Genomic DNA, 24,732 nt, shown 5'->3' with positions numbered 1-24,732 from the left:
ATAAGTATATATTAATTGACCCCCTTTTAATAAATAGAAAGACATTGTAGCGCAGGTGATTTTTCATCTGCGTCATTTTTTTTGCGTTGCGCCACACCGCTAGGAAGACATGAGCAAAATCCAAAATGGAATATACACAAAAAGGAAATGGATCATATTATTGTGGGAAGTAAAATAATCATTGTATAATAAGTAAAGGAATAACTAAAGGAATTACTATAGGAGGATGTTCTCCCCCTTTCAGGTAGAGAAGAGGCGTTTTCGATGCAACGAGTTACAAATTGTATATTAAAAGATGAAAGTAAAAATCAAATTCTCATGTTAAAAAAGCCTCGTTACGGTTGGTATGTTGTCCCTGGGGGTAAAATGGAGCAGGGTGAGTCCATTAAACAATCGGTAGTAAGAGAGTTTAAAGAAGAAACAGGGCTAGACTTAATTAATCCTGAGTTACGCGGTGTGTTTACGTTTGTTGTAATGGATCAACTCGAAATCATGCGAGAGTGGATGATGTTTACTTTCATTTGTGATACATCAAAAGGAGCGCTTTTCGATTACTGTAAAGAAGGGGAATTGGAATGGGTTCCAATAGCGGAAGTGCTAGATAAACCAATGGCTGAAGGAGACTACTTTATGTTCAAGCATATACTAGCGAACGAGCATTTGCTATACGGAACCTTCATTTATACACCCGATGATCGGCTAATTGACTTAAATCTTGATCCACCATGTCAATAGGGGGGAGCACACAATGAGTAGTAAAGAACAAGAAACAAAGTTAGTTATCATAACAGGGATGTCTGGTGCTGGTAAAACGGTAGCTGTTCAAAGCTTTGAGGACTTAGGTTTTTATTGTGTAGATAATCTTCCTCCTGCCTTATTACCTAAATTCTTAGAGTTGATGAGGGATGCAACAAATACGATTCAAAAAGTTGCTTTAGTAATGGATCTTAGAGGAAGAGAATTTTTTGATACATTATTTGAAGCGTTAGATAAGCTAGGTGATCAAGATTGGCTAGAGGAACACATTTTATTTTTGGATGCAAAGGACGAATCACTTGTTTCAAGGTATAAGGAAACAAGGCGTTCTCACCCATTAGCTGTTGAGGGACTCCCAATGGAAGGGATCCAGTTGGAACGGCAAATGTTAGATGAACTTCGTGGACGTGCACAAAATATCATCGACACTACTGATTTAAAACCAAAAGAATTAAGAGATAAAATTGTAGACATGTATGCAGAGAGGGATCAAGCGTTTTTTTCCGTACAAATCGTTTCCTTTGGATTTAAATATGGACTACCAATTGATTCCGACCTAGTCTTTGATGTTCGTTTCTTACCGAATCCACATTACGTAGAAAATATGAGGCCATTGACAGGAAAAAACGATGAGGTTGCGAAATACGTATTTAAATGGTCGGATACCCAAAAATTTGTAGAAAAGATTTCAGATTTGCTTCAATTTATGCTTCCACAGTATAAACGGGAGGGGAAAAGCCAGTTAGTCATTGCAATTGGTTGCACGGGCGGACAACATCGTTCGGTGGCGATTGCAGAATATTTATCAAAGCAATTTTCTGCAAATTATGTGACACACGTTAGTCACCGGGATATCGATAAAAGAAAGGGACATTAATCTATGAATAGCAAGAAAAAACCTCGTGTCGTTGTCGTTGGCGGTGGCACAGGAATGCCTGTACTTCTTCGTGGGTTAAAGTATTTCCCGATCGATTTATCTGCAATTGTTACTGTCGCAGACGACGGTGGTAGCTCAGGACGATTACGGTCGGAAATGGAAATCCCCGCTCCAGGAGATATACGAAATGTCATAGCAGCATTATCAGAAGCCGAACCAATGCTGTTAGACCTATTTCAACATAGATTTAAAAATGGTGGAAATGGTCTTAATGGCCATTCGATGGGAAATCTATTGTTGGCAGCGATGACTTCTTTAACGGGAGACTTTTATTATGGAATAAAAGAAATCTCTCGTGTTCTAAATGTACAAGGACGTATTTATCCAATTGCAAATCAAAACATGTATTTGCATGCAGAAATGGACGACGGAACTGTTGTTTCAGGTGAGTCTAATATCCCACTAGCAAACAAGAAAATTAAGCGTGTATTTTTAAGCCCTGAGCCTGTGCTCCCACTCCCAGAAGCTGTAAAAGCTTTAGAAAATGCAGAACTAGTTGTCGTAGCACCTGGAAGTCTTTATACAAGTACATTGCCGAACATGATTGTCCCTCAAATTGAGGATGCATTAAGAAACACAAAAGCAAAGGTTGTGTATGTGTGCAATGTGATGACGCAAGAGGGGGAAACATCTGGTTACACTGTAGCGGATCATGTTCAAGCGATCTATGACCATATCGGATATGGCTGTATCCATTCTATTTTGGTACATAATAAACCAATCATTGGTGAGGTTCGCGAGGTTTATGCCGAGGAAAACGCAGAGCCGGTAATATATGATATCGACCGGTTATCCAAAATGGGCCTTGAGATCATTGAGGGAGATATCATTGATGATCAAAAAAAGACATTGCGTCATGATACAAAGAAAGTTGCCCAATTACTTTATTCATTAATTTCGTTTTGATAGGCAATGGGAGGTGGGATAGTTTTGTCATTTGCAGCTGAAATCAAGAAAGAACTAACGAAAATTGAAGCGAAGGATTGTTGCTCTAAATCCGAACTTGCCGCTTTAATCCGAATGAATGGCGTCATCTCCTTGTCAAGACAAGAATATATATTAGATGTACAGACTGAAAATGCGGCTATTGCACGAAGGATTTATACTTTAATAAAGTCGCTTTATTCATTTCCTGTAGAGTTGTTAGTTAGAAAGAAAATGAAACTAAAGAAGAACAATGTTTATATTGTTCGCATGAAAGAAAACACGAAGGAATTTTTAACAGATCTAAATATATTAATTGACTCCTTTCGATTTAATCAAACTATTTCAGAAAAATTTAAGAAAAAAACCTGTTGCAGACGCGCCTATTTACGTGGGGCATTTCTCGCTGGGGGGTCTGTAAACAACCCAGAAACATCCTCCTATCACTTGGAAATATTTAATTTTTATAAAGAGCATAATCATTCCGTTTATGAGCTTATGAATAGCTTCGGACTTCATTCCCGTGAGTTAGAAAGAAAGAAAGGGCATATCGCATATCTAAAAGAAGCGGAGAAAATCACTGAATTTCTAAATTTAATTGGTGCACACCAAGCATTATTTAAATTTGAAGACGTCCGAATTGTACGCGATATGCGTAATTCAGTTAATCGACTCGTTAATTGTGAGACAGCGAATTTAAACAAAACGATCGGCGCGGCCTTTCGCCAAGTTGAAAATATCCGGTTCATTGAGAAAACGGTAGGATTAGAAAGCCTTCCTGATAAACTTAGAGAAATAGCGGATTTGCGCGTGAACCATCAGGATGTAACTTTAAAGGAATTAGGTGAGCTCGTCTCAACCGGTAAGATTAGTAAGTCAGGTATTAATCATCGCTTAAAAAAAATTGATGAGTTCGCTGACAAGATTCGAAATGGACAGCCACTTGAGAAAAATTAACAGAAAATCATCGTTAAAATATGATATAATTGGTACTGATACTACATCCTTTTCGATAGGATGTAGTTTTACCACTAAAATGATAACGCTTACTATATATGCTATATGAGAGGGGAAATGATTGTGGTTGAAAAGTATGTTACTGTAGAGCTGACCACAGGGTTACAGGCTAGACCAGCTGCACAATTTGTACAGAAAGCAAATAGTTATACTTCAGATCTATTTATTGAAAAGGATGGTAAAAGAATCAATGCAAAAAGTATTATGGGGTTAATGAGCTTAGCTATTGCTTCTGGAGAAGAAATTCTGGTGATCGCAGATGGGAATGATGAAGAGAAAGCATTAAAGGAGCTGTTATCATTTGTCAGTGAAAGTTAATTTTATACATGTGAATCCTTGAACAGCAAAGGAAGAGGTCAGAATAAAAGACGGCCATTGTAAAAAAACTGGAGCGAGTTTGCCTCGCTCCAGTTTACGTAGTAGTTTATTCAGGTTTTTTCTCCATAACCTTGTCAATTAGCCCATATTCCTTCGCTTTTTCAGCTGGCATGAAATTGTCGCGATCCGTATCACGCTCAATCACTTCAATCGGTTGTCCAGTCCGCTCAGATAAAATCTTATTAAGGTTTTCTCTCATTTGGATAATGCGTTTAGCATGGATTTGTATATCAGCTGCTTGCCCTTGTGTGCCACCGAGTGGTTGGTGAATCATGACCTCACTGTTTGGAAGTGCATAACGCTTTCCTTTTTCACCTGCAGCTAATAGGAATGCGCCCATTGAAGCGGCCATTCCGATACAAATTGTTGAAACATTGGGTTTAATAAATTGCATCGTATCATAGATTGCCATCCCTGCAGAAATGGAACCTCCAGGTGAATTGATGTATAATGAAATGTCTTTTTCCGGATCCTCTGCTGCTAGGAAAAGCAATTGTGCTACTATGGAGTTTGCAACGTTATCATCAATACCACTACCAAGCATAATAATACGGTCTTTTAATAGCCTGGAATAAATATCATATGCACGTTCTCCGCGGTTCGTTTGTTCAATAACTGTTGGAATTAAATTCATGTCGTACGTCCTCCTTTTTCATGGTTCTTTTAAATTCATCACCTTTTGTCTGGCAACTATCTTCATAGTAACTAAATGGTCAATAAAGGTCAAACAAAAAGGCTGTGCTTAAAATAATGGTTATGAGTGGATTCGTTTTATCTTTAAATGGTTTTAGGGTTTTAGACCCCCACCTCTAAGCGAAGCGTAGGTGGGAATTTCCAATCAGGTGGAGTCGAGACTCCATCTGATTCCCCGATGTTTCAGCTTGCTGAAACGAGTTCGCTACTGGCATCACACTCTTTTCTCCATCCTTCCCTTTTTTCGCCGAAATAAACCATAATTATACTCGTTTATCGCGTAACTACAGTAATTTGTATTTGTTTTTTGGACGTCCTTTGTTCCCATAATGAGAGATGACTTCCGCCTCACCCTTATCAACTAGGTGATTAAGGTATCGATGCACTGTCTGATAAGCTACAGGCAGTTCCTTTTGGATTTCAGCAATCGTTAAAGCATCGGTCTGATGGAGTAGAAAATTTTTAATCGTGCGTAGTGTTTCGACATTAATTCCTTTTTCGACGAATGCCTCTGACTGTCCTTTTGTGAGCTTTCCTATTTTTAAATTTAATCTAATTCTTGAAATCAAATCAGGGGCTTTTATTGGCTTTAGTGCGAAATCTGAAGCCCCAGCATTTAGAAATTCATTCGCAATTTCTTGGCGCTCGTCGATCGTTAAGACAATGATTGGAACAGATTGGTTTTGCCTTCTTAGTTCTTTTGTTGTTTTTAGGCCGTCCCATTCTGACATATGATAGTCAACGATGACAAGGTCTGGTTTCATTTTTGTAAACAGTTCCACTCCGGATTTTCCGGAAGCTGCTTCTATTACCTTCCAATTAGCGAATTCGCATATTTCTCTAATCGTAAATCGGATATCTTCATTATCGTCAATAATTAATATCATCCCTAAACCTCCTTTTGCACAGCAGGAAGAAAAATTTCCATTTGCGTGTACTTTCCGACATTACTTTTTACCGAAATGTTACCACCGTGATTTTCTATGACACGTTTGACAAAGGATAAACCAATACCAGTAGAGTTTTTCGTACTAAAGCCTTCCTTCCATATTTTGTTAAGGTGGTTCTCGTTGATGCCTGGTCCATCATCCCTTATCCGAAATAATACAACTTCTTTAATTTGTTTTACATGAATATGAATGTTTCCTGAATTTCCTTTAAATGATAGAATTGCATTTTCTAATAGGTTCGATATGGCACGAGCGAATCGTATTTTGTTTACTTGAATCAGGGGGAGATGATCTTCTAATTTAATGGATAGCGTCACCTTTTGGTCGTCTAACGATAAATGACTTGTTACGTATCGAAGTAATTCATCAACTGTGATTGCTTTCTTTATGTCCTCGTACAATATTTCTGAGATCATATCATTCATTTTTCTTATCGATCGATCAAGTCGATTGAAATAATCCTGCATTTTTTCATCCTCACGAATTGGGTATTTCATTTCGATTAATGATAGTAGTCCATCGACAGAAACAAGTGGAGTCTTCAAATCATGAACAAGTGTGTGAATCTCTTGATATACCTTTGATTCAACTAGTGCGACCCGAGTTTCCTTGAGCTCTACCTCTTGCCTTTGATATTTTTTTAATGTGATGAATTGCATGTTAAACAAATGAACTAAAATAGTAAAAATAATAGCTATTAAACTAAACACAACAAAAAGGACAGTAAAGAGAGTATTAAACAGTCTTTCTCCTGTAAGAAATTTATCTGCAATCTTTAGAGCTATTGCAAAATCGTCAGTGCCTATATTGAAAGCTGATAGAGCAGGTATCAAGTTCAACCACTGAAACGATATAAGCAATAGGATAAGAACGATCGAAAATGTTAAATAATAATATCTTTGTTCAGGCAAATAGTTTTTCAAAAATAGTAAAAAGCTTAGTAATAAAAGATGCAGGGAAAAGGGAATATACTCTACATATAGTTGATTTAGCAAAAAAATACTGCCAAGTGTGCAGAAGATAAATATGATTTGAAATAAAACGTTATTTTGTTCATTTGTTACATAATTTGCCACTAAAAAGGAACCAAGATAAAGGATAAAAAACAGTATAACGTATCGAGCGACATAGGAGAAGGAAATGATCAATAGTGCACCATTATCCCTGGTTTGAATGCTCTTTTCAATTGTATTTAACATATAAAAAGACCAGTCCTGGGACATGGACGGGAAAAGTTGGCCATAAATGATAAGAAATACACCAATTATTCCAGCTACAACTAAGCTTTTACTTCTCATTGTATTCATCCTCTTTTAATGTTTAAGTGCGTGTTCAACCTAACGGAAAAAAGAATTAAACGGGGTTTTTAAATCATTTAAGTCACTCACTAAAGTATAAGGAATGTTATTGGAGCTGATTTTTTCTATCATTTCTGTTCTTTTGTTCATATTTTTTAATCCGAGAAAGTAACTTGCATATGGAACAGAACTGAGAAGCAATTCCTGTGTATGCTGGTTTCCTCTATTTTTTCCAGCAATTTGAACGAGAAGGATCGGCATATCTCTTTGTTTTGCTTCCTTCAATAAGGTAATGGTTCTTTTTTGTTCTTTTTGAAAATTTCTTCCCGTATTTAATACGCCATTTTGGCTGTATCCTATCGCAATAACTAACGTTTCATAGTCGTACAAATCAGAAGCTAATGCTCTTGGACGGTAATCACCTTCTAAATGTAGTTGATTCGCAAAGTTAGATAATATAGAATTTTCGGCAGCTTGTCCTGCCGAAGTAAACAAAATTGGTTCTTTCCCTAATGGTGCAGGAAGATTTGGGTACACATTAATATGTTGACTGGATAGCTGCAAAGAGGGATAGAAAAAGAGATAAAATGCAACTACAAGACAAATGATCGCAACGTTGTACTTATTCATATTTTGAACTCCTTAAATAGTTTGCATAAAAATAAAAGGAAAAGCTACTAGCTTTCCCTTTTATTTTAACTAATTATTTAGTTGCTGTAACTAGTTTTCTATTTTCGCCATTAATATTCATTCGAATGATTTTCATTGTTTTAATCGTGGGTCTAGCGCATCACGCAAGCCATCACCGAATAGGTTAAAGGCAAGAACGACAAGAAAGATAGCGATGCCAGGGAATGTTATAACCCATGGGGACGTTTGTAAGGCAGCCCTGCCATCACTTAGCATTGCTCCCCATTCTGGTGCGGGTGGTTGTGCTCCAAGCCCGAGGAAGCTTAACCCTGCTGCATCTAAGATTGCAGTACCAATACCAAGTGTTGCCTGTACAATAATTGGTGCCGTACAGTTTGGTAACACATGCTGGAAGAGAATTCGATTACTTTTTGCACCAATAGCTCTCGCGGCTTCAATATATTCCGTTTCCTTTACCGACAATACTGTGGATCGAACAATTCTAGCAAACTGGGGAACACCGACAATCCCTACAGCAATCATGGCATTTGTTAAACTTGGACCTAAAACAGCAACTAATGCAATAGCTAGTAGAATACTAGGAAAAGCCATCAAAATGTCAATAATACGCATAATGATTTGGTCAACCCAGCGTCCAAAGTAACCGGCGATGCCACCTAATAAAATGCCGACTATAGCAGAAATACCAACTGCAATCACACCAACTTGGATCGATATACGGCTCCCATAAACAATTCTTGAAAAAATGTCCCGTCCAAGCTCATCCGTGCCTAACCAATGTTCCGAAGATGGTGCTTGGTAACGATCAAGTAGTTGCACTTCAGTAGGGTCATAGGTCGCGATAACTGGTGCAAAAATAGCAGTAAGGATTAATAGTAAAATGAGACACAACCCAATAAATGAGGTTTTACTTTTAACAAGTCTTGAAAGAGCATCCAGCCATAAACTGGAGGATTTTGGGTGAGCTTTTGGTTTGCTTACTTCTAACTGTGGTGGTGATATATGTGGTTCTGCTGACATGTCGCTCACTTCCTTTCCTAATTATAGCTAATTCTCGGATCAAAATATTTGTATAAGATATCTGTAATCAAATTAACGAGTACAAAAATAATCGCGATAATTAAAATAGCGCCCTGTACGACGGGGTAATCACGTCCTAATACAGCAAGGTAGACATAGCGCCCCACACCAGGCCAAGAGAAGATTGTTTCTGTTAGAACTGCACCGCCAAGTAAAAGGCCAAATTGGAGTCCAATAACAGTTAATACTGGTAAGAATGCGTTTTTTAATGCATGCCGAAAAACGATTAAATGCCTTGCTAAACCTTTTGCATTTGCTGTACGAATATAGTCCTGTTTCATTACTTCGAGCATACTCGAACGCGTCATACGAGCGATAATTGCCATTGGAATCGTACCTAATGCAACTCCAGGCATGAGCAAATGTGTAAAAACGTCTTTAAAAGCTACCCAGTTACCAGTTAGAATACTGTCCAACAAATAAAAATTCGTAATGGTATTCAGCTCTACATCATTAGATAATCGTCCAGAGGCAGGAAGGATTCCTAATTTCACGGAGAAAAGCCATATCATCATGAGTCCAAGCCAAAAAATGGGTAACGATACACCAAAAAGTGCACCAGTCATACTTAGGTTATCGAACCAAGAGTATTGCTTTACTGCAGCAATCACACCGGCCAATATTCCGACAACGATTGCCAATATCATCGCAAACATCGTTAATTCAATTGTTGCTGGTAATCGATTTAATAGCTCTACACTAATATCTTCTTTCGATTTAATCGATTCCCCTAAATCCCCTTGCAGTACACTTCCTAAAAAACGTCCATATTGAACAATGTAAGGATCGTTTAATCCCATTTCTTCACGAAGTTGCATTAACTGTGATTCGGTCGCTTTTTCACCTAGCATGCTTCTTGCTGGATCTCCTGGTATTAGCTGCATTAGGGAAAATGCAAGGATAGAAACACCAAGTAGTACGGGAATGAGCATTGCTAGTCTTCTTATAATGTACTTAAGCATGTACATTCCTCCATTGATTTTGCTAACATTTGTGATCGAACTGGTTCATTCCAATTAAGAACCTGTATTCAAGTAATGAAGAAGTTACCTTTGAATGTTTAAGTGCGTGTTCAACTTCTTCAAAGGTAACTTCTTTGGCATTCCTAAGAGTAGTGCTAGCAAGAATGTTTATTCTTTAATATCTAAGAAATTAAATGGTTCACTGCCTGTTGGGTGTGGCAGGTAGTCTACTACATCTGCACTTGCAGCGATCGGTGGTGTCGTATGGGCAATCGGGAACCATGGTGCATCTTCTTTAATAATCTCTTGTGCTTGCATGTAATAATCTGTTCGTTTTGCTTGATCCATTTCTGTTTGTGCTGATTTAAGCAAGTCGTGCACTTCATCGTTTTTATAAAATGCGATATTTCCTGCAGAGCCTTTTTTCGCATTGTCTTTATCAAGTAAAACGTATAGGAAGTTATCTGGGTCACCATTGTCGCCAGTCCATCCTAAGAACGCCATATCGTGTTCGCCGTTTTCTGTTTTCGTTAGATGTGTATCCCAATCGTTTTCTACTATATTTACCTTAATGTTTACTTCTGACAGCATTTGCTGGATTGCTTGTGCAGTCACCTTTGGCTGTGGTAGGTATGGTCGTGGGTTAGACATGGTATACAAAGAAACCTCAAAACCATCTCCATACCCAGCTTCAGCAAGCAGTCGTTTTGCTTCTTCAATGTCATAACCATAGTCTTCAATTTCGTCATTGTAACCCCAGATGGAAGGTGGTAATGGGTTTTTGGCTGGTTTACCGATTCCTTCAAAAAGAGTCATTAGCTTATCTTTGTCAATTGCTAAGTTTACTGCCTGCCGAACTAGTTTATTAGACATTGGTCCTTCTTTGTCTGTGTTCATAGCCATGTAACTAACATTCATTGATGGTCTACGGATAACTTGTAGGTTTTCATCTGATTCCGCTGTGTCAATGTCTTGTGGGTTCAACCCGTTCATCGCATCAATGGATCCAGCTTGTAGTTCCATGAAACGAGCGCCATTATCTGGAATGGTTCGGAAAATAACTTCATCGACTTTAGCCACTTCACCAAAATATTCTTCGTTTTTAGTTAATGTAATACTGTCATCAACAATCCATTCCTTGAAAACAAATGGGCCAGTACCAACTGGATTTTTAAAGTAATCTTCCCCATATTTTTCGATCGCATCTGGGCTAGCAATACCAAATGGTGGCATAGCTAATGTAGAAAGGAATGGAGCATTAGGCTCAGACAATGTAATTTGAACTTCATAGTCACCTGTTGCCTCTACCTTATCAATAATTCCACTTAGATTATCTTCTGTAGCGCCAAACATGTATCCATAGTAAATGTTCTCAGCACTTGATGCCCAACGCTCAAAATTGAAAACGACATCCTCTGCTGTAAAGTCGGTGCCATCGTGGAATTTGACACCCTCACGCAGTGTGAATGTCCAAGTTAATCCATCATCACTAGTGTCCCACTCGGTTGCTAAAGCAGGTCTTACTTCTGTGCTTTCTTCCTCATAACGAACTAATGTGTCATAAATTTGGTTCGTAACGTAAATCGATTCACCATCTGTTACTTTCGATGGGTCAAGCTGTACAGAGTCGGCCCCACGTCCAAAAACGAACGTTTTCTTACCGTCGTCACTGTCTTCATTGTCGTCATTCGTTTGCTCTGTATCATCAGAAGCGTCTTTCTGATCATCTGAGTTGGCTTTCTCATCTCCACTACATCCACTTATCGTTATAATCATGATCAACAATAAGCTAAGCAATGTCCAAAGTGCTTTTTTCTTCAAAATTGTTTCCCCCTTAAATTTAATAAATAATGATTAAGTACCGTTGGAAAATGGATCAATATTCCTCTACCACCTCCTTAACAAAGTGACAGGCTGCTTGTTGTCCACCTGTTGAGACTTGTTTCAATGCAGGATTCACTGTTCTACATATTTCCTCCGCATACGGGCACCTTGTATGGAATTTACAGCCTTGTGGTGGATTCGATGGTGAAGGAAGGTCACCTTTTACGACAATTCTTTCTTTTTGTATCGTTGGATCTGCCTCTGGAATGGCAGACAACAATGCCTGTGTATAGGGATGTTTTGGGTTTTTGTACAATTCATCCACTTGACCGGTTTCAACGATTTGTCCAAGATACATGACCGCGACCCTGTCACTAATGTGATGAACGACACTTAAATCGTGTGCAATAAAAATGTACGTAAGGTTAAATTCTTCCTGTAAATCTTCCATTAGATTGACAACCTGTGCTTGAATAGAGACATCTAGGGCAGATACCGGTTCATCACAAATGACAAGTTCAGGCTCTAGTGCCAATGCACGCGCAATACCGATACGCTGTCGTTGTCCACCACTAAATTCATGTGGATAACGTACCTTGTGATAAGAGCTTAATCCAACAACATCTAATAGGCGGTTCAGCTTTTTGTTTCTGTCTCGTTTTGGTATGTTGAAAATTTTCATCGGTTCTGTAATTATTTGTTCAATTGTCTTCCTAGGGTTAAGGGAAGCGTATGGATCCTGAAAAATGATTTGCATTTCTTTTCGTAGCTTTCGCATTTTTTCACCTTGAAAGGACGTGATATTTTCACCACGGAAATAGATCTCACCCGAAGTAGGTTCTACCAATTTAAGAATGGTACGTCCAGTGGTAGATTTCCCGCACCCACTTTCCCCAACAAGTCCCAATGTTTCCCCTTTGTTCACAGTAAAGGAAACACCATCAACTGCTTTGACCGTTTTCATTTCCTTTGTAAAAAGAGAGTCCCCTTTAACTGGAAAATGTTTTTTTAAATCTTTTACTTCTAATAGGGTACTCATGTAGATATCACCTTTTCTGTTTCTTCGTATAGTAAACAACGTACATGATGGCTTTCTTCCACTTTTGTTATGGAAGGATCAATGGTCAAACATTGCTCCATCGCATGCTTGCATCTAGGAGCAAAGCTACATCCTTGTGGGAGTGCCCGTAAATCTGGTGGTGCACCCTCAATCGCTTCGAGTTTTTCTTTTTTTGAGGTGATTTTTGGAATCGAATTCATCAAGCCCCATGTATAAGGATGTTTTGGATTCGCAAACAGGGAATTAGCTTCTGTGAATTCAACTGGCTTCCCAGCATACATTACCATTACGCGGTCACAAACTTCGGCAACAACCCCGAGATCGTGGGTGATCATAACGATTGCCATGCCTAGTTCTTTTTGAAGTTTGTTCAACAGTTCAAGAATCTGAGCTTGAATGGTTACGTCAAGTGCGGTAGTCGGTTCATCTGCAATTAACACTTCAGGATTACAAGCAAGGGCCATCGCGATCATGACACGCTGCCTCATTCCACCACTAAATTCATGGGGGTAGTTTTTTAATCTATTTCTAGATTCTGGGATACCGACAAGGTCCATTAGCTCCACAGCCCGTTCTCTAGCCTGACTTTTATTCATATTTTCATGGGTTAAGATCGTTTCTATCATTTGTTTTTCAACGGTTAAGACTGGATTTAACGAAGTCATCGGATCTTGGAAAATCATTGATATTTCTTTCCCGCGTATTTTCCTCATTTGCTTCTCGGATTTTTTCAATAAATCTTCGCCTTTAAATAACACTTCTCCGTTCACAATTTTTCCAGGTGGTGACGGAATCAATCGCATAATGGACATGGCGGTGATGCTTTTTCCAGAACCAGATTCGCCTACGATTCCTAATGTTTCACCAGGTTTTATATCAAAATTGACACCATCAACTGCTTTCACCACTCCAGATTTTGAAAAAAAATGTGTATGTAGTTGTTTCACTTGGAGTATTGGTGTCTCGTCCTTCATGTAAATCCCCCTCATCTATCACTTATCGCTTCCATGTTTGTCAAAATAGAGGAACGAATGTCCAATTTTTCTGAATTATTTATTATTATACGTGGTTCATAATATTTTTGGCTTTTTTCTCATTTTTCTCAAAAAAAGAATGTATGAAATGGAAATAATGGACGTATGAAAATATGTATCGCAAAAAAAGACACGGAACTTCGTCACTATCAACGAAACACCGTGTCTTTTAATTGATTTTTTTATACGCGCTCGGAGGGATTCGAACCCCCGACAGACGTGGTACCGGAAACCACCGCTCTATCCAACTGAGCTACGAGCGCATCTTCCTAGAACAAGCACAAAGATGATTATAACTGATTTTAAAGCAAAATTCAATTAGATATTTCTATTGCATTTAATGAGAACATGTACTATGCCTTCATCATGAATCGGTGGTATAGTATGGAACATAAAGAATGATGATAAGAATAGCTATAATTTCTTAAAATAATGGAAATAAAACTGTTGTCAAACCGTTCTTTTATATAGTATAGTTATTTTTTCTATAAGAATTAATCATCCGTTTTAGGAGGGTTTTTGTGGAGGAATCTACATCTGTTACATCTCTAATTGTCGTGTTGATCGCTACCTTTTTGACACCGATTTTGTTAAAAAGGCTTAGGCTTAATAGTATACCAGTAGTAGTAGCAGAAATTATTGTTGGTTTAATCATTGGGAAAAGTGGGTTTGATATTGTTCAACCAGACCCGTGGATTACGATATTATCGACTCTTGGGTTCATATTTCTTATGTTTCTAAGTGGTGTAGAAATCGATTTTTCTATTTTCGCAAATAAAAAGAGTAAAAAGAAACGGTTGAATGGAAAACCTGAACCAAATCGATTTTTCGTTGCTTTGATCATCTTTATTTTGATCTTACTATTTTCCTACCTTATTTCACTGTTGTTACAAGAAATGGGGCTTGTTGAAAATGCGTTTTTTATGACGCTTGTTATTTCTACGATTTCACTTGGGGTTGTAGTTCCAACATTAAAAGAAGCCGAGATTATGAAGTCAGGTATTGGTCAAATTATATTGTTAGTTACTGTTATTGCAGATTTAGTTACAATGATTTTGTTAGCGGTTTTTGTTTCTTTCCAAGAAAGTGGGGGGAATACGTGGCTGCTGCTTATCTTGTTCCTTGCTGGAATCATACTATATTTTGTCGGTAGATATTTGGGTAACCAATCTTTTTTTGAAACAATGTCTACGGGAACAATACAAATTGGTACCCGAGCTGTTTTTACATTAATCATGATCCTTGTTGGATTGTCAGAAACTGTTGGTGCAGAAAATATATTGGGTGCTTTTCTGGCTGGTGTTTTGGTATCCCTTCTTTCGCCTAATAAAGAGATGATCAAACAGTTAGATTCCTTTGGGTATGGATTCTTAATTCCTATTTTCTTTGTAATGGTTGGGGTTGAGCTGGATATATGGTCACTTTTTCAGGATTCAACTGTCTTCCTGTTAATTCCGTTACTATTTATTGGGTTGTTACTATCTAAGTTTTTCCCTATTATGGTATTGAAAAGGTGGTACGATTGGAAGGTCGTGATTGGTTCCGGGTTTTTGTTAACTTCGACATTGTCACTTGTCGTAGCGGCTGCAAAAATTGGAGAAAGAATTGGTGTGATCGACACAAGGATGTCGTCAGCGCTTATCCTGTTAGCGATTATTTCATCTATTACTGCCCCTGTCTTATTTAAATACTTTTTCCCTATTCAGGAAATGGAAGATAGCAAAAAAAGGATCAAAATCGTTGGTGCTAATCAAGTCACACTTCCACTTTCTAATGAATTGGATAAAAGTTTATATGAAGTTTGTCTTTACCATGTAAAAAGAAAACTGGATGAAGAATATTCAAAGTCAGAGTTTGAAGTAAAGCATATCGAGGATTTTTCAGAAGAAGAACTAAGACAAAAAGAAGTGTTTGATACAGATATTTTGGTATTATCCACTACGGATGATCAGCGAAATTATGAACTAGCGTTAATTGGATATGAACAAGGGATCGAAAACATTGTAACGCGTATTGAGACGCCTGGATTAAGTAATGCATTGAAAGAGAAAGATATTAGTGTGTTTTCTTCCTTCTTTTCGACGAAAGCAATGATGAAGGCTATGATTGAGTCCCCACACATAGCAGGAATCTTTGCTACAACAGAGGAAGGCTTGCACGAGGTTGCTTTAGGAAATTCCACATTCCATAATGTGAAACTAAGGGATTTCCCTTTCTTAGGTGACTCGATTATTGTGAGGATTTTCAGGGAAAGTGAATCCATTGTGCCACATGGGGATACAGAATTGAAAATAGGTGATCGCCTTATTGTGACAGGCAGCCATGATAGTATTTCGGACTTAAGAGAGTTGTTAGGGTAGGTGAAAAAGCTGCCGTGTACCGAAAATAACGGTCTGTGAGTCCGCTAAATCGCGGAAATCAGCCCGTTTACCGAAAATAACGGCCTCTCAGTCCGGATCGGATTTTTAGCGGACTGAGAGGCCGTTATTTGGCCAAAAACTATGGTTTTGATGGGTTTTGCGGACTGAGAGGCTCTTATTTGCCGAAAATCCAGCCATAAAGAGCCCATTTGGAGCAAATAACGGTCTGTGAGTCCGCTAAATCGCGGAAATCAGCCCGTTTACCGAAAATAACGGCCTCTCAGTCCGGATCGGATTTTTAGCGGACTGAGAGGCCGTTATTTGGCTAAAAACTGTGATTTTGGCGTGTTTAGCGGACTGAGAGGCTCTTATTTGCCGAAAATCCAGCCATAAAGAGCCGATTTAGAGCAAATAACGGCCTGTGAGTCCGCTAAATCGCGGAAATCAGCCCGTTTACCGAAAATAACGGCCTCTCAGTCCGCCTCGATTTTGTTGTTGACACACTGTGCTTATCATGCTAAACTGCTAATTAATTAAATTCATAAATTTGTTGACTCTTATCAAGAGAGGTGGAGGGACTGGCCCGATGAAGCCCGGCAACCGTCAGACAATTTTGTTGTTTGAAAAGGTGCCAATTCCTGCAAAGCTGTATGCTTTGAGTGATGAGAGGGCGGTATAATGATAAACGTTATTCTAGCCTCTCTGATCACTCAGGGAGGCTTTTTCATTTGATTAAAAATAGTGGGGGGTGCGTCCTTTGACAGTTGCGTCACCGAGTAAAACAGGAAATGTAACGATCGGTTCTCTCCAATTAGAATCTGGAAAAGTGTTGCAAGATGTTTCGCTTGCATATGAGAGAAGTGGTTCACTTGATGCGCCAGTCATTCTTGTATGTCATGCCTTAACAGGAAATCAATATGCAGTAGGAACAGACGATACACCTGGATGGTGGGCAGGGTTAATTAACCAAGGTAGCTATATTGATACTAATAAATACCAAGTTATCTCGTTTAACGTACTTGGTGGATGTGATGGATCAACAGGTCCGTTAAGTGAAAATCCAGAGACAGGGAAACCATATAAAGGTGATTTTCCTTTTTTGACGATACGTGATATGGTGAACGCCCAATATGAGGCCCTACAGCGATTAGGTATAACGCATTTAAAAGCGGTCTTAGGTGGATCACTTGGAGGTATGCAGGTGATGGAGTGGGGGATCCTATACCCTGATATGATGGATGTCATCTTTCCAATCGCCGCAACACCATATTTGAGCGATTATGCAATTGCATTTAATAACATTGCACGGGTTGCGATTACTTCTGATCCGAACTGGAATAATGGACAGTATTCCCATGATTCTTTACCTGAAAGTGGATTAAGTATTGCTCGGATGATTGGGATGATCACCTATCGAACAGATAACCTTTTTAATGATCGGTTTTCTAGGGAACAAACAGAAACGGGCATCGGTGAATCACACAAGGAAGCGACTTACCAAATTGAATCGTATCTTAATTATCAAGGTAAAAAAATAGCACAGCGTTTTGATCCAAACAGCTATTTGTACTTGTTACGCGCAATGGATAGCCACGATATAGGCAGAGGTCGGGGTGGATGGCAACAGGCTCTATCACTCATTCGCTCACCAATTGTTGCCATTGGTTTTGAAGGCGATTTGTTGTACCCACCAAGCAAACTGGAATTATTAACGAACGAAGCCAATCAACGGGGAGGCAAAGCGGATTTTCACAAAGTGAATACCCGATTTGGCCATGACGGATTTTTGGTGGAATTTGAAAACTGGGGAAACCTTATTCAAAATCAATTAAATGAATAAGTGTTTAAAAATAGAATAAAGCTCTTATCAAGAGAGGCTGAGGGACTGGTCCAATGAAGCCCAGCAACCATTTAGATCATGTAAAACATCATCTAAAAAGGTGCCAATTCCAGCAGGTTACATCCTGATAGATAAGGGGAGGGAAAAGAGCCTCTTCTCTTATGAGCAGAGGCTCTTTTCATTTGCGCAAGAACATATTTTACTAGGAGGAATTTTACATGACAAATTCAAATTCAACAAATACTTATGATCTGGAAACTATTTCTTTACACGGAGGCCAATCGCCAGATCCGACAACTGGATCAAGAGCAGTACCAATCTATCAAACTACTTCCTATGTGTTTCATGACACAGAACATGCTGAGCGCCTTTTTGCGCTGGATGAACCAGGTAATATTTACTCTCGGATTGGTAACCCAACGGTCGATGTTTTTGAAAAAAGAATGGCGCTATTAGAGGACGGCGTGGCAGCAGTTGCAACATCATCTGGGATGGCAGCTATTACATTATCAATCTTAAACCTAGCAAGTGCAGGGGATGAAATTGTCGCTGCGACCAATTTATACGGAGGAACATACAACCTATTTGCAACAACGTTACCCCGCTATGGCATTCAGGTGAAGTTTGTTGATCCAACAGATCCAGAAAATTTTAAAGAAGCGATAACAGATAAAACAAAAGCTGTATATGGTGAGATTATCGGAAATCCGAGCTTACATGTTCTAGATGTGGAAGCAGTTTCAGATATTGCACACGATGCTGGTGTTCCGTTAATTATTGACAACACATTCGCTACCCCATATGTATGTAAGCCAATTACGCTTGGAGCAGATATTGTTGTCCATTCCGCGACAAAGTGGATTGGTGGCCACGGTACCTCAATAGGGGGCGTGATCGTTGATGGCGGACGCTTTAATTGGAATTCTGAAAAGTACCCTCAATTTACTGAGCCAGACAATAGCTATAATGGCATACGATATGCGGTTGATTTTGGTACGTTAGCGTTTAGCACGAAGGTTCGGGTTCAACTATTACGGGATTTTGGTGCGAGCTTAAGTCCGTTTAATGCGTTCCTTCTATTGCAAGGTGTTGAAACATTGCACTTACGGGTTGAGAAGCATAACCAAAACGCATTAGAGCTTGCGAAGTATTTGGAAGCACACCCTGCAGTGGAATGGGTTTCATACCCTGGACTAGAAAGCCATCCTGCCCATGAATTAGCGAAGGAAGTATTGAATGGCGGGTTCGGTTCCATTGTTAACTTTGGAATAAAAGGTGGAAAAGAGGCTGGACGCGATTTAATCAATAATGTTGCCTTATGGTCTCATTTGGCAAATGTTGGGGATGCAAAGTCCCTTATTATTCACCCTGCTTCAACAACACACCAACAGCTTTCACAGGAAGAGTTAGAAGCTACTGGAGTAAAAGCAGAGCTTGTCAGATTATCTGTAGGAATCGAATCGGTTCGGGATCTAATCAATGATCTTGACAAATCGTTAGCAAAAGCGACAGGTATTGGTTCAAGTGAGGATTCTGAAATTGTAATCAATGATGAAGGGGTCATTCGCTGGGCGCTCCAATCCCCTACAGAACGAGTGGAAGATGAAGGTAATGCAGTTCAAAGACAAAAAACACTGGCTGTTGTAGGCTTAAGTGGAAAAGAAGCAAGACCAAGTCATCGTCTGGCAAGAAAGATGCAACGTCTCGGCTATAAAATTATCCCTGTTAATCCGAGAGAAACAGAAATACTTGGCGAAAAAGCATATCCAGATCTAAAAAGCATCCCAGAACCGATTGACATTGTTCAAGTATTTAGAAGCCCAGAAGCCGCGATCGAAATTGCTCGTGAAGCTGCAGAGGTGAAACCGAGAATTTTTTGGTTGCAGGAAGGTGTCGTTTCAGAAGAAGCAGCCTCTATTGCAAGAGATGCTGGACTCCAAGTTGTGCACAATCGTTGTACCTATAAAGAAGCACAGCGTCTACGTGGGACAATTTCGACATATGCTTGTGAGATTTAAATACCAAATGGAGGGGGATTGTCATGAAACAGCCATTGATTGATATGAGAAGCTTTTTGGCAATTTCTGTTGTTGGATTTTTGGTAATCGTTAGCAGAACAGTGTAAATGCGTGTTAAAAAGTCCTTTTCCGTAAAGTTTTCTTGTCGGTGAGCGAACTCGTTTCAGCTTGCTGAAACGAGTTCGCTTTGCTTATGTATTACATTCTACATCCTAGGGAGGTACATCATGTCTAAATCAGAAATCAACGCAATCGCTCCTGTTCCTGGCAATTATCAATTGTCCGATTATGAACAAACGAAAGCTTTTTTTACGTGGAATGATGCAGCAAAGGAATTACGTTATCAAAAGACAGGCAAATTAAATGCCGCATACGAAACGATTGATCGCCATGTTGAAGAAGGCTATGGAGATAAAATTGCCCTTCATTATGTGAATGGTGACGAAAGAGTGAGTTACACGTTTCATGAATTGAAACTTAAAACAGACCACTATGCACGTATATTGAAAGAAAATGGAGTCAAAAAAGGTGATCGTGTCTTTGTTTTTTTACCAAAGAACCCAGAATGCTATCTTTCCATTCTTGCGATTATCAAAATAGGTGCGATTGCTGGACCATTGTTCGAGGCATTTATGGCGGATGCTGTAAAAGACCGGATCAATGATTGTAGTGGCACTGTTTTGATCACGAATCGTGATTTGGTGCAGCGCGTACCACAAGAAGAGATTCCATCACTCCACACAATTTTATTGTCTGAAGACATTGAAGCGTTGCCTGTTAAACAAGAACCAAATGATGCACTCGTCGAATGGGTAGGTGAGGAAGACGGGCTAATTATCCATTACACAAGTGGTTCTACCGGCAAGCCTAAAGGTGTATTACATGCTCACCGTGCTGTTTTTCATCACTATCAATCTGGTAAATGGGTACTGGATGTCAATGATGAGGATGTTTACTGGTGTACCTCCCACCCTGGATGGGTAACTGGAAGTGTTTACGGACTCTTTGCTCCATGGCTGAACAGGGCAACCATTGTAATCCAAGGCGGTCGATTTAAAGCAGAGGACTGGTATAAATTAATAGAAGAATTGAAAATTACAGTCTGGTATAGTGCACCAACAGCATTTCGGATGCTGATGTCAAATGGTGATGCACACAAAAAATATAACCTGAGCTCCCTTAGACATGTACTTAGTGTCGGAGAGCCATTAAATCCGGAGGTCATAACGTGGGCATTACGGAACCTAAATCTACGTATTCACGATACGTGGTGGATGACAGAAACTGGTGGGCATTTAATTGTTAATTTACCGTCTGAGCCGATTAAACCTGGCTCAATGGGACGGCCATTTCCAGGAATAGCGGTGGGCATCTTAGATGAGGAGGGTAACGAGCTACCTCCAGGTCAAATTGGACAGCTTGCCGTTCGTACCCCATGGCCAGGGCTTATGAAAGAAATATGGGGAAATCAAGACAAATATAAGGAATACTTCAAATATGATGGATGGTACATATCTGGTGATTTGGCACGAATGGATGAGGACGGATATGTATTTTTCCAAGGTAGAAGTGACGATATGATCAATTCATCGGGAGAAAGAATCGGTCCATTTGAAGTGGAAAGTAAATTGATTGAGCATCCTGCAGTTGCTGAAGCGGGTGTTATAGGGAAACCAGATTCATTGCGTGGGGAAGTAGTAAAAGCATTTATAACGTTAAGGAAAGGTTATGCGGGAACAGAATCTCTATTAGAGGAAATTCGCCAATTTGTTCGCAAACACCTGTCTGCACATGCTGCTCCTAGAGAAATAGAAGTGGTTGAAGAACTTCCAAAAACGAAAATAAGCGGAAAAATTTTGCGGAGAAAATTAAAGGAAAGAGAAGTTGAAAAAGCAGGAAGTCTTTACGTTTAGAAGGAGGGATGTAATGGATAGTGTCAAGGTTGCATTATTAGGATTTGGCACAGTAGGAGAAGGTGTATACGATACCATTCATTCCCATCAGAAAAGGCTTCAAGCGCTCTTAGGGAAAAAGGTAGAAATCGTAGGTGTTTTAGTAAGGGATCAGAACAAAAAGAGAAAGATTCATAGTGAAACGTTGGTCACCTCAAACATGGATCGTATATTAGAAATCCCTGATTTAGACGTAGTCATTGAAGCGATCGTAGGGATAGAGCCTGGATACACGTATTTAAAGAAGGCAATGGAAACAGGCTGTCATGTTATTACAGCAAACAAAGAATTACTTGCTCATAAAGGAAAAGAGCTTCGTGAATATGCAGAACAGTATTCTGTTAGACTTGAGTTTGAAGCAGCAGTTGCGGGTGGCATCCCTGCAATTGGAACATTCAAGCAGTTGTTAAAAGTAAATCGGATCTCCAAAATAGAAGCGATTTTAAATGGTACTTCCAACTATATTTTAAGTGACATTGCTTCAAACCAAAAAAACTTTGATCAAGCGCTCGCTTCCGCCCAAGAAAAAGGGTATGCAGAAGCAAACCCAGACAATGATATTGACGGCTGGGATGCACTATTTAAACTTACTATTTTGAGTGATTTATTATATGGAATACAGCCAGAATGGGAAAAGATGGTTCACATAGGCATCCGAAATTTGGCATTGGAGCATATTGAATTTGCTCAGGCATTAGGAATGAAAATAAAGCATGTAGCATCGATCGAGCTTATTGAAGGTGAAGCACGTTTATCGGTCGAACCTGTAATGGTTGGACAGGATCATCCCCTTTATGGAGTGGATGGGGTGAACAATGCTTTAGCAATAACGGGTGACCTTGTTGGGCAAATTTTGCTACAAGGACCTGGCGCAGGAGCACTACCAACAGCGAGTGCGATCATCGAGGATTTTGTTAACCTCTTTCAAACGGAAGCACAAACGAAGGTTCAGCAAGATGTTACACTTGCTCCTTCTCTATCAGATGAAATGCAAGAATGGGTACTCATCGGTTCGGATCTTCCTTCCAATGGAATTCCCATCCTTAACAAGTACAGTGTCCCAGCTGGTAATACAATGATCCAGGGATGGCGGGTGGCAGGTAGTGAAAGAGAGATTCGCTCACTCGTTTCAGGAGATCCTAAGATGAAAGGTTATCGAATCGCTTTAACGGGACAGAAGGACAAGATCCTTGTTTCACATTAGATACGATCAATGCTTGATAGTTGATACCTATCAATGTGTTTCACATTTTCAACTTAAAAATAATGGTATACCTATCAAGGTGTGATTCGCAAGGGGGCAGGGACAAGAATCCTGCCCCCTTGTTCCTCTTCCCTTTCCCAATCTTAAATTTTGTGGCAAAATAGTGTATAGAAGATTTGGGTCTAGAGGTGGAGTGTATGAAGCAATCCCTTAGCTTAAAATACCGAGATCAATTACACATTTTATCCTCTTCAAAAAGAAAAAACCCAAAAGGAGGCAAACAGAACACATGATGCAGGTCATACTTTATACAAAAAATAATTGTAGCTTGTGTGACGAGGCAAAAGAGCTGCTACAACTCCTACAAGCGAAACACCCCTTTGAATTAAAGGAAGTAAATATCTACCAGGATGATGCCCTGCTTGAGAAATATCAGATCATGATTCCAGTTGTAGAGGTTAATGGAAAGGAAATAGACAGCGGAATCATTAGTCTCCTCACCATAGAAGAAGCATTAAAGGAAGCACATTAAAACAATGTGGTTTTCGTAAAAATTGTATTTATTTGTTGAAGGTTTTCAAGCTAAATGATAAAATTTAAATGTACGCAATATTTACTAATGGCTTTTTTCAGAAAAAGGATTTTTTTTGCACTAGTCGGGACATATTATGACTAGCAGGGACAAAATCATCCCGCGATACTCCAGTTTATAAAGTGAGGCTATCCGATGAGAGCATTGATTGATCTTCAAAAGAAATTATTCCCCGACGTGCTAGCTGTCATGCAAAGACGGTATAAAATTTTGCACTACATCCAGCTTATGGAGCCAATCGGTCGCAGGAGTCTAGCAAATAACATCGAACTAGCTGAAAGGCTTGTTAGAAGTGAAATCGATTTTTTGAGTTACCATGGCTTGATTGAAGTGACAGCAAAGGGGATGTCACTGACACAAGAGGGGTATGATGTCGTTAGGCAGTTGGGTGATTTTATAAAAGAAGTGTCTGGTTTTAGTGTTTTAGAACAACAGTTGAAGGAAATATTACACGTAGACCATGTGATTGTAGTACCTGGTAATAGTGATGAACTAGATTGGGTAAAACAAGAAATGGGAAAAGCAAGTGTAAACTATTTAAAGACAATCCTAAAGGCAAACCAAACGATTGCCGTGACTGGTGGTACTTCGATGGCTGCTGTGGCAGAAGTGATGCTCCCGCTTGATCAAGCTAGCAATTGTATGTTTGTTCCCGCTAGAGGTGGGCTTGGTGAACGAATGGAAAACCAAGCGAACACGATCTGTGCTGAAATGGCAAAAAAGGCAAATGGCCAGTATCGATTGCTTCACGTACCAGATCCACTTAGTGAGGAGTCGTATCAAATGATTATTGGTGAGCCTTCGGTTGGAGAAATTTTAGAGCTTATCCGGGATGCGCATGTTGTTATACATGGAATTGGTGATGCCTTAACGATGGCACAACGGAGAAAAACTTCGTTGGATAACACGAAGAAAATCATCAATGGTCATGCGGTCAGTGAGGCGTTTGGTTATTATTTTGACAAAGATGGAAAAGTGGTGCATAAGGTACGAACCGTCGGATTGCAGTTGGAAGATCTTCATCAATCCAAATGTGTCATTGCTGTTGCTGGTGGAGAGTCGAAAGCAAAAGCTATTTACTCTTATTTCAAGCAAGGAAAAAGTAATGTACTGATAACGGATGAAGGTGCGGCAAATAAGTTAGCTAGGGACATATCCCTTTAACTATAAATTTAAAATTATAGATGTAAAATTCAAGGAGG

The 24,732-nt window shown here is 39.3% G+C and carries 21 protein-coding genes, 1 tRNA gene and 2 riboswitches; of the genes, 12 read left to right on the top strand and 10 right to left on the bottom strand.

Going from position 1 to position 24,732, the window contains the following annotated elements; all coding sequences use genetic code 11:
- The first annotated feature begins 264 nt into the window (after positions 1 to 264).
- From NC797_RS00785 to NC797_RS00765, 5 genes are all read left to right on the top strand, one after another.
- Entirely contained in the window at positions 265 to 735 is a 471-nt protein-coding gene (locus NC797_RS00785) for an 8-oxo-dGTP diphosphatase (RefSeq protein ID WP_272434682.1), read from the top strand.
- Between the two features lie 13 nt (positions 736 to 748).
- Positions 749 to 1,633, top strand: coding sequence for an RNase adapter RapZ (rapZ, locus tag NC797_RS00780; protein ID WP_272434681.1), 885 nt, complete (start codon positions 749 to 751; stop codon positions 1,631 to 1,633).
- 3 nt (positions 1,634 to 1,636) lie between these two features.
- Entirely contained in the window at positions 1,637 to 2,599 is a 963-nt protein-coding gene (locus tag NC797_RS00775; protein ID WP_272434680.1) for a gluconeogenesis factor YvcK family protein, read from the top strand.
- 24 nt (positions 2,600 to 2,623) lie between these two features.
- Positions 2,624 to 3,574, top strand: coding sequence for a DNA-binding protein WhiA (gene whiA / locus NC797_RS00770; protein ID WP_272434679.1), 951 nt, complete (start codon positions 2,624 to 2,626; stop codon positions 3,572 to 3,574).
- A 123-nt stretch (positions 3,575 to 3,697) separates the two neighbouring features.
- On the top strand, positions 3,698 to 3,952 hold the full coding sequence (locus NC797_RS00765) for an HPr family phosphocarrier protein (protein ID WP_272434678.1): 255 nt from the start codon (positions 3,698 to 3,700) through the stop codon (positions 3,950 to 3,952).
- A 106-nt stretch (positions 3,953 to 4,058) separates the two neighbouring features.
- Here the strand turns inward: NC797_RS00765 and clpP are convergent, their stop codons facing one another.
- From clpP to NC797_RS00715, 10 genes are all read right to left on the bottom strand, one after another.
- On the bottom strand, positions 4,059 to 4,646 hold the full coding sequence (gene clpP / locus NC797_RS00760) for an ATP-dependent Clp endopeptidase proteolytic subunit ClpP (protein ID WP_272434677.1): 588 nt from the start codon (positions 4,644 to 4,646) through the stop codon (positions 4,059 to 4,061).
- Positions 4,647 to 4,989: 343 nt separating this feature from the next.
- Positions 4,990 to 5,592, bottom strand: coding sequence for a response regulator (locus tag NC797_RS00755; RefSeq protein WP_272434676.1), 603 nt, complete (start codon positions 5,590 to 5,592; stop codon positions 4,990 to 4,992).
- Between the two features lie 2 nt (positions 5,593 to 5,594).
- Complete coding sequence (locus NC797_RS00750) at positions 5,595 to 6,953, bottom strand: sensor histidine kinase (RefSeq protein WP_272434675.1); 1,359 nt, start codon at positions 6,951 to 6,953, stop codon at positions 5,595 to 5,597.
- Between the two features lie 39 nt (positions 6,954 to 6,992).
- Positions 6,993 to 7,583 (bottom strand): DUF6305 family protein, encoded by a 591-nt coding sequence (locus tag NC797_RS00745; RefSeq protein WP_272434674.1) that lies wholly within the window; start codon positions 7,581 to 7,583, stop codon positions 6,993 to 6,995.
- A gap of 132 nt (positions 7,584 to 7,715) precedes the next feature.
- Entirely contained in the window at positions 7,716 to 8,624 is a 909-nt protein-coding gene (gene nikC / locus NC797_RS00740; RefSeq protein WP_272434673.1) for a nickel transporter permease, read from the bottom strand.
- 17 nt (positions 8,625 to 8,641) lie between these two features.
- On the bottom strand, positions 8,642 to 9,646 hold the full coding sequence (locus NC797_RS00735; RefSeq protein ID WP_272434672.1) for an ABC transporter permease: 1,005 nt from the start codon (positions 9,644 to 9,646) through the stop codon (positions 8,642 to 8,644).
- A 168-nt stretch (positions 9,647 to 9,814) separates the two neighbouring features.
- On the bottom strand, positions 9,815 to 11,467 hold the full coding sequence (locus NC797_RS00730; protein ID WP_272434671.1) for an ABC transporter substrate-binding protein: 1,653 nt from the start codon (positions 11,465 to 11,467) through the stop codon (positions 9,815 to 9,817).
- A gap of 55 nt (positions 11,468 to 11,522) precedes the next feature.
- The gene (locus NC797_RS00725) at positions 11,523 to 12,509 is read right to left on the bottom strand and encodes an ABC transporter ATP-binding protein (RefSeq protein WP_272434670.1); all 987 of its coding nucleotides are present in this window, start codon (positions 12,507 to 12,509) and stop codon (positions 11,523 to 11,525) included.
- A complete protein-coding gene (locus NC797_RS00720) occupies positions 12,506 to 13,504 on the bottom strand; it encodes an ABC transporter ATP-binding protein (RefSeq protein ID WP_272434669.1) in 999 nt (332 codons plus the stop codon). Before NC797_RS00720 ends, NC797_RS00725 begins: the two co-directional genes overlap by 4 nt.
- 247 nt (positions 13,505 to 13,751) lie before the next feature.
- Positions 13,752 to 13,827 (bottom strand) — tRNA-Arg (locus tag NC797_RS00715).
- Positions 13,828 to 14,085: 258 nt separating this feature from the next.
- Between NC797_RS00715 and NC797_RS00710 the strand changes: the two genes are divergently transcribed.
- The 7 genes from NC797_RS00710 to NC797_RS00680 all read left to right on the top strand — a co-directional run bounded on the left by NC797_RS00710 (position 14,086) and on the right by NC797_RS00680 (position 24,694).
- Complete coding sequence (locus NC797_RS00710; protein WP_272434668.1) at positions 14,086 to 15,924, top strand: monovalent cation:proton antiporter family protein; 1,839 nt, start codon at positions 14,086 to 14,088, stop codon at positions 15,922 to 15,924.
- A gap of 554 nt (positions 15,925 to 16,478) precedes the next feature.
- Positions 16,479 to 16,593: riboswitch (SAM riboswitch) on the top strand.
- 79 nt (positions 16,594 to 16,672) lie between these two features.
- Complete coding sequence (metX, locus tag NC797_RS00705; protein ID WP_417168667.1) at positions 16,673 to 17,764, top strand: homoserine O-acetyltransferase MetX; 1,092 nt, start codon at positions 16,673 to 16,675, stop codon at positions 17,762 to 17,764.
- A 21-nt stretch (positions 17,765 to 17,785) separates the two neighbouring features.
- Positions 17,786 to 17,902, top strand: a riboswitch (SAM riboswitch).
- Between the two features lie 80 nt (positions 17,903 to 17,982).
- Positions 17,983 to 19,782 (top strand): PLP-dependent aspartate aminotransferase family protein, encoded by a 1,800-nt coding sequence (locus tag NC797_RS00700; protein WP_272434666.1) that lies wholly within the window; start codon positions 17,983 to 17,985, stop codon positions 19,780 to 19,782.
- Between the two features lie 227 nt (positions 19,783 to 20,009).
- Entirely contained in the window at positions 20,010 to 21,695 is a 1,686-nt protein-coding gene (gene acsA / locus NC797_RS00695; RefSeq protein ID WP_272434665.1) for an acetate--CoA ligase, read from the top strand.
- A gap of 13 nt (positions 21,696 to 21,708) precedes the next feature.
- On the top strand, positions 21,709 to 22,938 hold the full coding sequence (locus tag NC797_RS00690) for a homoserine dehydrogenase (protein WP_272434663.1): 1,230 nt from the start codon (positions 21,709 to 21,711) through the stop codon (positions 22,936 to 22,938).
- Between the two features lie 292 nt (positions 22,939 to 23,230).
- Positions 23,231 to 23,470, top strand: a complete 240-nt coding sequence (locus NC797_RS00685) for a glutaredoxin family protein (protein ID WP_272435206.1) — start codon at positions 23,231 to 23,233, stop codon at positions 23,468 to 23,470.
- A gap of 195 nt (positions 23,471 to 23,665) precedes the next feature.
- Positions 23,666 to 24,694, top strand: coding sequence for a sugar-binding transcriptional regulator (locus NC797_RS00680; RefSeq protein ID WP_272434662.1), 1,029 nt, complete (start codon positions 23,666 to 23,668; stop codon positions 24,692 to 24,694).
- Positions 24,695 to 24,732: the final 38 nt, after the last annotated feature.

Origin of the sequence: Terrihalobacillus insolitus (assembly GCF_028416575.1) — a bacterium.
Lineage (GTDB): Bacteria > Bacillota > Bacilli > Bacillales > Amphibacillaceae > Terrihalobacillus > Terrihalobacillus insolitus.
This window is presented reverse-complemented; position numbering and strand designations above follow the sequence as displayed.

Coding starts and splice junctions, on each gene's coding strand:
- NC797_RS00725 (WP_272434670.1), bottom strand. CDS start 12,509: ATGAGTACCCTATTAGAAGTAAAAGATTTAAAAAAACATTTTCCAGTT.
- NC797_RS00685 (WP_272435206.1), top strand. CDS start 23,231: ATGCAGGTCATACTTTATACAAAAAATAATTGTAGCTTGTGTGACGAG.
- acsA (WP_272434665.1), top strand. CDS start 20,010: ATGTCTAAATCAGAAATCAACGCAATCGCTCCTGTTCCTGGCAATTAT.
- NC797_RS00775 (WP_272434680.1), top strand. CDS start 1,637: ATGAATAGCAAGAAAAAACCTCGTGTCGTTGTCGTTGGCGGTGGCACA.
- NC797_RS00745 (WP_272434674.1), bottom strand. CDS start 7,583: ATGAATAAGTACAACGTTGCGATCATTTGTCTTGTAGTTGCATTTTAT.
- rapZ (WP_272434681.1), top strand. CDS start 749: ATGAGTAGTAAAGAACAAGAAACAAAGTTAGTTATCATAACAGGGATG.
- NC797_RS00690 (WP_272434663.1), top strand. CDS start 21,709: ATGGATAGTGTCAAGGTTGCATTATTAGGATTTGGCACAGTAGGAGAA.
- NC797_RS00680 (WP_272434662.1), top strand. CDS start 23,666: ATGAGAGCATTGATTGATCTTCAAAAGAAATTATTCCCCGACGTGCTA.
- NC797_RS00785 (WP_272434682.1), top strand. CDS start 265: ATGCAACGAGTTACAAATTGTATATTAAAAGATGAAAGTAAAAATCAA.
- clpP (WP_272434677.1), bottom strand. CDS start 4,646: ATGAATTTAATTCCAACAGTTATTGAACAAACGAACCGCGGAGAACGT.
- NC797_RS00720 (WP_272434669.1), bottom strand. CDS start 13,504: ATGAAGGACGAGACACCAATACTCCAAGTGAAACAACTACATACACAT.
- NC797_RS00735 (WP_272434672.1), bottom strand. CDS start 9,646: ATGCTTAAGTACATTATAAGAAGACTAGCAATGCTCATTCCCGTACTA.
- NC797_RS00750 (WP_272434675.1), bottom strand. CDS start 6,953: ATGAGAAGTAAAAGCTTAGTTGTAGCTGGAATAATTGGTGTATTTCTT.
- NC797_RS00755 (WP_272434676.1), bottom strand. CDS start 5,592: ATGATATTAATTATTGACGATAATGAAGATATCCGATTTACGATTAGA.
- nikC (WP_272434673.1), bottom strand. CDS start 8,624: ATGTCAGCAGAACCACATATATCACCACCACAGTTAGAAGTAAGCAAA.
- NC797_RS00700 (WP_272434666.1), top strand. CDS start 17,983: ATGACAAATTCAAATTCAACAAATACTTATGATCTGGAAACTATTTCT.